The sequence below is a fragment of the Streptomyces sp. WM4235 genome (assembly GCF_001279725.1).
Lineage (GTDB): Bacteria > Actinomycetota > Actinomycetes > Streptomycetales > Streptomycetaceae > Streptomyces.
The window spans coordinates 1-6,210 of the sequence record NZ_LGDE01000077.1 but is presented as its reverse complement, the minus strand read 5'-3'; the positions used below and the strand labels follow the sequence as shown (position 1 = coordinate 6,210).

Sequence of the window (6,210 nt, the reverse complement as noted above, 5' to 3'; positions counted from 1 at the left end):
CCCCGCGCCGGCGCCCACCCCCGGGCCCGTACCGGACCCCGTGCCGACCAGCGCCGATGTCGCCCGCCTCGCGGGCGTCTCGCGCGCGACGGTCTCGTACGTACTGAACAACGCGGAAGCCGTGCGCATCAGCGAACCCACCCGGCGCAAGGTCCGCGCGGCCGCCGAGGAACTCGGCTACGTCCCGCACGCCGCCGCCCGCAGCCTGCGCGCCGGGCACACCCGGATCGTCCTGCTGCCCACCTCCCACGTGCCGATCGGCCCGCTGTACAGCACCTTCCTCAACGAACTCCAGTGGGCCCTGCGCCGCCTCGACTACACCGTCGTCCAATACGGCAGCCTCGGCCTCGGCGGGGACGAGGCCGCCCCCGCCTGGGCCGAACTGCGACCCGTCGCGGTGATCTCGCTCGGGGAGATCACCCTGTCCGCGCGCAACGTCGCCACCCTCAAGCGGGCCGGGGCCCGCGCGGTGATCACGCTCGGCCCGGTCGGCGTGCCCGGCGCGCACGCGCTGGTGATGGACCAGGCGGAGGTCGGGGTCCGGGCCGCATCCCACCTGGTGGAGCGCGGCCGGCGCCGGATCGGTGTGATCGTCCCCGAGGAGAGCGGCCTGGAACTGTTCTCCACACCCCGGCTGGCCGGGGCCCGCTCGGTGGCCGGCGCCGAGATCGAGGCGCTGACGATGGCGTACACCGAGGAGTCGGCCGGGGCGCTCGCCGCCCGCTGGGCAACGCTCGGGCTGGACGCGGTCTTCGCTTACAACGACGAGTACGCGATGTTGCTGATGCGGGCCTTGCAGGACGCGGGGCTGCGCGTCCCCGAGGACGTGGCCGTCATGGGCGCCGACGACCTGCTGATCGGGCGACTGTTGCGGCCGAGGCTGAGCACCGTGGCACTCGAACTGCCGACGGGGGACCACCTGGCGTCCCTGGTGGACGCGGCGGTACGGGAACCGGCCGAGATCTCGGAGCGGCACGACCTGATGGCAGCGACGGCCGTCCACCGCGAGTCCACCTGACACGGCGACCCCGCGATCCTCGATCCCCCGATCCCGTCGGTCCGCGGGCCGGGACCCGGGGCCCGCGGCTCGGCGGCCCCTGGTTCCCGGCGCGGCGCGGTCCGGGATCGAGCCGGCTCGGGCCCCGGCACGGGCGCGCGGACCCGGGGAACCGTTGACAGGCGGTGATCGCCGGACGGAGACTGCGGGCGCGCCCCACCGGGCGCACCCGGCGTCGCGGGCCGGTGCCCACACCGGCGCCGTCGCGGCGCCGCCCGTACGGATCCGCCCAGGAGAGACCCCATGAGCATCCGCACCGTCCGCGACGTGTACGTCGTCGACGCCGTCCGCACGCCGATCGGCAAGTTCGGCGGAGCCCTGGCCGGGGTCCGGCCGGACGACCTGGCCGCCCACGTGGTGCGCGCGCTGGTGGACCGCACGCCCGACCTCGACCCGGCCCGCATCGACGACGTCGTGTTCGGCGACGCCAACGGCGCGGCCGAGGACAATCGGGACGTCGCCCGGATGGCGGTGCTCCTCGCCGGGCTGCCCGTCACCGTTCCCGGTGTGACGGTCAACCGACTGTGCGGCTCCGGTCTCGAAGCCGTGATCCAGGCCGCCCGGGCCATCGCGCTCGGGGACGCGTCCGTCGCCATCGCCGGCGGCGTGGAGTCGATGAGCCGCGCCCCCTGGGTGGTGCAGAAGCCGGAGCGGGCCTTCCCCGCCGGACACCAGCAGATGTGGTCCACCACGCTCGGCTGGCGGATGACGAACCCGCGCATGCCGGCCGAGTGGACCGGCTCGCTCGGCGAGGGTGCCGAACTCATCGCCGAGAAGCACGGGATCACGCGCGAGGCGCAGGACCTCTTCGCCCTGGACAGCCACCGCAAGGCCGCCGCCGCCTGGGCCTCGGGGCTCTACGCCGACGAGGTCGTCCCGTACCCGGGCGCCGATCTGGTCCGGGACGAGTCGATCCGGGAGGGCTCCACGCCCGAGGCGCTGGCCCGGCTGAAGCCGGCGTTCCGTTCGGACGGCTCCGGGACCGTCACCGCCGCGAACGCCTCCCCCCTGAACGACGGCGCCGCCGCGCTGCTGCTGACCGACGAGGAAGGGCTGGCGGCCACCGGCAGGGAGCCACTGGCCCGGATCAGCGCGTCCGCCGTCACCGGCATCGAGCCCCAGTTGTTCGGCCTGGGGCCGGTGGACGCGGTGGCGTGGGCGCTGTCGAAGGCCGGCCGCGACCTGTCCGACCTCACCGCCTTCGAGCTGAACGAGGCTTTCGCCGCCCAGGCGTTGGGCTGCCTGGCGGCCTGGCCGGAACTGGACCCGACGAAGGTCAACCCGCGCGGTGGAGCCATCGCGATCGGCCACCCGCTCGGGGCCTCGGGGGCGCGACTGGCGGGTTCGGTCGCCCACCAACTCGCGGCGGCCGGCTCGGGAACCGGTGTGGCGGCGCTGTGCATCGGCGTCGGACAGGGCATCGCGCTGGTCTTGGAGCGCTGAACCGGCGGTCGTGGGCGGGTGCTCATGAGGGCGGGTGCTCATGAGTGGGTGCTCATGCGTGGGTGGCCGGAAGGCGTGAGGTCGGGAAGGCGAGCGGGAGCGCCACCGCCGTCTCGATCATTTCCGGTCACCCGGCCCGTCAACTGCCCAATAACTGAACAGAATTGGGTCTGCCGGTCTGACACGATGGCGCGTGCTGCCGCCCCCCGCCCCGTTCCTTCCCCACCCGGAGGCCCCGCGCCATGCCGCTCCTCGATCCGACGCTCTGGCAGGACGGACCCACCCTGACCGGGGGAACCGCCCCGATCGTCGAACCCGCGACCGGACGTACCCTCGCCACGCTGGACCTCGCCGCGCCCGCCGACGTGGCGGAGGGCGCCGTGCGTGCCCGGGCCGCGCAGTCCGATTGGGCGCGGGCCACCCACCTGGAGCGGTCGGCGGTATTGCGCCGCGCCGGGGACCTGTTCACGACCCACGCGCAGGAGCTGAGGGACTGGCTGGTGCGGGAGTCCGGTTCGATACCGGGCAAGGCCGATTTCGAGCTGCACGTCGCCGCCCAGGAGTGCTACGAGGCCGCAGCGCTGGCCTCGCGACCGGCCGGCCAGGTGCTGCCGAGCGAGGCGCCCCGGCTCTCCTTCACCCGACGGGTGCCGGCGGGGGTGGTCGGGGTCATCGCCCCGTTCAACGCGCCGCTGATCCTGTCGATCCGCTCGGTCGCGCCGGCGCTCGCCCTCGGCAACGCGGTCCTGCTGAAGCCGGACCGTCGGACCGCAGTCTGCGGTGGCCTCGCCCTCGCTGCGGTCTTCGCCGCCGCGGGCCTGCCCGCCGGGCTGCTGCACGTACTGCCCGGAGACGCGCGGACCGGCGCCGCGGTGGTCGAGGACCCCCGCGTCCGGGTGGTGTCGTTCACCGGCTCCACCGCCGCCGGCCGTACCGTGGGTGAACTGGCGGGACGTCATCTCAAGCGGGCGCACCTGGAGTTGGGCGGCAACTCGGCGCTCGTCGTGCTGGAGGACGCCGATGTCGAGGCGGCCGTCGCACAGGCCTCCTGGGGCTCCTTCTTCCACCAGGGCCAGATCTGCATGACCGCCGGACGGCACCTCGTCCACGCCTCGCTGTACGACGAGTACGTCGAGCGGCTCGCCGCACGGGCGGAGGAGCTGGCGGTCGGGGACCCGTACCGGGACCGGGTCCACCTGGGCCCGCTGATCGACGAGGACCAGGTCCGGCGTGTCCACGCGCTGGTCGAGGCGAGTACCGCCCAGGGCGCCAAGCTCGTCGCGGGCGGCACCCACCAGGGGCTCTTCTACCGTCCGACCGTCCTGGCGGGCGTCGCGGACGACTCGCCCGCCTACGCGGAGGAGGTCTTCGGCCCGGTGGCGCCCGTACGGTCCTTCGCGACGGAGGAGGAGGCGGTGGCGCTGGCCTCGGCGGGCCCGTACGGGCTCTCCCTGGGCATCGTCACCCGTGACGCCGCGCACGGGCTGGAGCTGGCCGACCGCGTCCCGACCGGGATCGCGCACGTCAACGACCAGACGGTGAACGACGAGGCCGTGGCGCCCTTCGGAGGCGTCGGCGCCTCGGGCACGGGAGCCAGGTTCGGCGGGGAGGCGAACCTGGACGCCTTCACCGAACTCCGCTGGACGACGGTGCGCGCCACGCCGGCGGGCCACCCGTTCTGAGGCCGGTCCGACTGCCGCCGTCCTGAAGCGGGTCCGATGGTCGCCCGCCGGGGTGGGGGAGCGTTCTCGCAGATCAGCGTGGTGCGGGGGCGGGCAGGAATTCATGGGGCGGGCCATTCGTTCAAGCAGCACACGCACCAATCAGGAGGTTTGAACACCGTGGCAACCGTGGAGCTGACCAAGGAGAACTTCGACCAGACGGTCAGCGATAACCCGTTCGTGCTGATCGACTTCTGGGCGGGCTGGTGCCGACCCTGCCTCCAGTTCGCGCCGGTCTACGAGAAGGCCTCCGAGGCGAACCCGGACCTCGTCTTCGCCAAGGTGGACACCGAGGCGCAGCAGGAGCTGGCCGGAGCCTTCGAGATCAGCTCGATCCCGACGCTGATGATCGTCCGGGACCAGGTGGCGATCTTCGCCCAGCCCGGCGCGCTGCCGGAGGCGGCGCTGACCGACCTCATCGCGCAGGCCCGCGCCCTCGACATGGACGAGGTCAGGGCGAAGATCGCGGCCGAGCAGGCCAAGGGCGCGGGGGACTCCGGCACGCCGGAGGCCTGAGATTGTCACCACCGCCCCCGGCCTGCGGTGACACTGGTCCGTATGACTGAAGCGGAGTTCTACCGAATCCGGCTGCTTCGCAGATCAGGGGCTGTTTGACGCTCCGCTGGGTAGCGGAAATCTCACAAAATCTCACACCTGGGGGTCGGAGGCGTCGCTTCCGACCCCCAGCAGTGCGTTCAAGTGAACGACCGCCTCATGCATGTCCGCCGCCGTCGGGTGGACGTAGACACGCTTCGTGAAGTTCGCGTTCGTGTGGCCGGCCCACGCGGCGAGGATCGTGTCCGGCACCCCGTTCACCGCGAGGAACGTCAGGCACGAGTGCCGGGCGTCGTACAGGCGCACCTTGCGGAGCCCGAGGCCAGCCATCAGCGCGTACGCGTGCTCCCGCAGGAGCCGGCCGTTCATCGCCGTGCCGAGCGGGTCCACGAACACGTACGCGCCGCTCGTGTACCCCTCGCCCGCGGTCGCGGCCTCCGCCGCCTGGAGCACCTTGAAGTTCAGCAGTGCCAGCCGGACCGGGTCCGGCAGGGGGAGCGTGCGCTCACCGGCCTCACTCTTGGTGTCCTTCTCGACGACCCGCGCGTTTCCGATCAGCGTCCGCGTGTTCGCGACGCTCAACGTGCCCGCCTCGAAGTCGACGTCATCCCACCGCAGCCCCGACACCTCAGCCGGCCGAAGCCCCATCAGGCTGAGGAGCAGCGGCCCGAACAACCGGTCGTCGCGGACACCGAGGATGAACTCCTTGACCTCCACCACGTTCCAAGGTGCCGCCCGCGGGCTCTCCCGCTTCTCGACCTTGCGGGCCTTACGCGGGATGCTGATGTGCTCGGCGACGTTCCTGGCGATCAGCCGGCGCCGGATGCCGTAGTTGAGCGCTGTCCGTAGCCGGCCGAGGACGCCGCTTGCGGTGATGGTCCGCAGGCCCGTACCCGGCTTCCCGCCGCGCCGTCGCGCGCTCACGAGGAGCCACGCCACCATCGACTCGACGTCGTCCTCGGTCAGCTCCTGGAGCCGCTTGTGCCCAAGGTAGGTGTGGACGTGCACGAGGGAGTTCCTGTACCCGACGATCGACGTCTCTTCGAGGTCGTCGGCCTTGCTCGCCATGTACAGGTTGAGCAGCTCGGACACGGTGACCTTGTTCGGCATGATGAGTTGGCCGGTGCTCCGTTCGTGCTGGAGTCGGGCCAGTTCGTTCTTGGCCTCCGTCGCCGTGTCCTTGGTGACGGTGAGTTGTTTCCGCCGGCCGTTCTCGTCGTGTCCGATGTCGATGACGAACCGGTACCGCGTTTTGCCGTTGGCCAGGGTGATCTTCTTGATCTCGGCCATGTTGTTCCCTCCCCGTGGCCTCACTGATCAGTTTGAGACGCTGACCTAGTACTGCAATCACAGTTAAGGGGTATGTCCGCGTTGTTTGTAGTGGCTGTCGCGGGCGCGTGTCTGACTGAGTCTTCGCCAGTGTGACCAGTGCAG

5 protein-coding genes are annotated in these 6,210 nt (G+C 71.9%); 4 read left to right on the top strand and 1 reads right to left on the bottom strand.

The annotated features are described in order from the left end of the window. Positions 1-40 precede the first annotated feature (40 nt). The 4 genes from ADK55_RS08535 (at position 41) to ADK55_RS08520 (ending at position 4,737) form a co-directional block, all read left to right on the top strand. Positions 41-1,018: a LacI family DNA-binding transcriptional regulator gene (locus ADK55_RS08535; protein WP_063839482.1), complete on the top strand. Its 978-nt coding sequence runs from the start codon at positions 41-43 to the stop codon at positions 1,016-1,018. A 282-nt stretch (positions 1,019-1,300) separates the two neighbouring features. Then, positions 1,301-2,500: a thiolase family protein gene (locus ADK55_RS08530; RefSeq protein WP_053676870.1), complete on the top strand. Its 1,200-nt coding sequence runs from the start codon at positions 1,301-1,303 to the stop codon at positions 2,498-2,500. 242 nt (positions 2,501-2,742) lie between these two features. After that, a complete protein-coding gene (locus ADK55_RS08525; RefSeq protein WP_053676869.1) occupies positions 2,743-4,182 on the top strand; it encodes a benzaldehyde dehydrogenase in 1,440 nt (479 codons plus the stop codon). Between the two features lie 159 nt (positions 4,183-4,341). Continuing rightward, positions 4,342-4,737: a thioredoxin family protein gene (locus ADK55_RS08520; protein WP_053676872.1), complete on the top strand. Its 396-nt coding sequence runs from the start codon at positions 4,342-4,344 to the stop codon at positions 4,735-4,737. Positions 4,738-4,869: 132 nt separating this feature from the next. Here ADK55_RS08520 and ADK55_RS08515 read toward each other — a convergent pair whose 3' ends face one another. After that, entirely contained in the window at positions 4,870-6,066 is a 1,197-nt protein-coding gene (locus ADK55_RS08515; RefSeq protein WP_078998643.1) for a tyrosine-type recombinase/integrase, read from the bottom strand. Positions 6,067-6,210: the final 144 nt, after the last annotated feature.

Coding starts and splice junctions, on each gene's coding strand:
- ADK55_RS08515 (WP_078998643.1), bottom strand. CDS start 6,066: ATGGCCGAGATCAAGAAGATCACCCTGGCCAACGGCAAAACGCGGTAC.
- ADK55_RS08530 (WP_053676870.1), top strand. CDS start 1,301: ATGAGCATCCGCACCGTCCGCGACGTGTACGTCGTCGACGCCGTCCGC.
- ADK55_RS08525 (WP_053676869.1), top strand. CDS start 2,743: ATGCCGCTCCTCGATCCGACGCTCTGGCAGGACGGACCCACCCTGACC.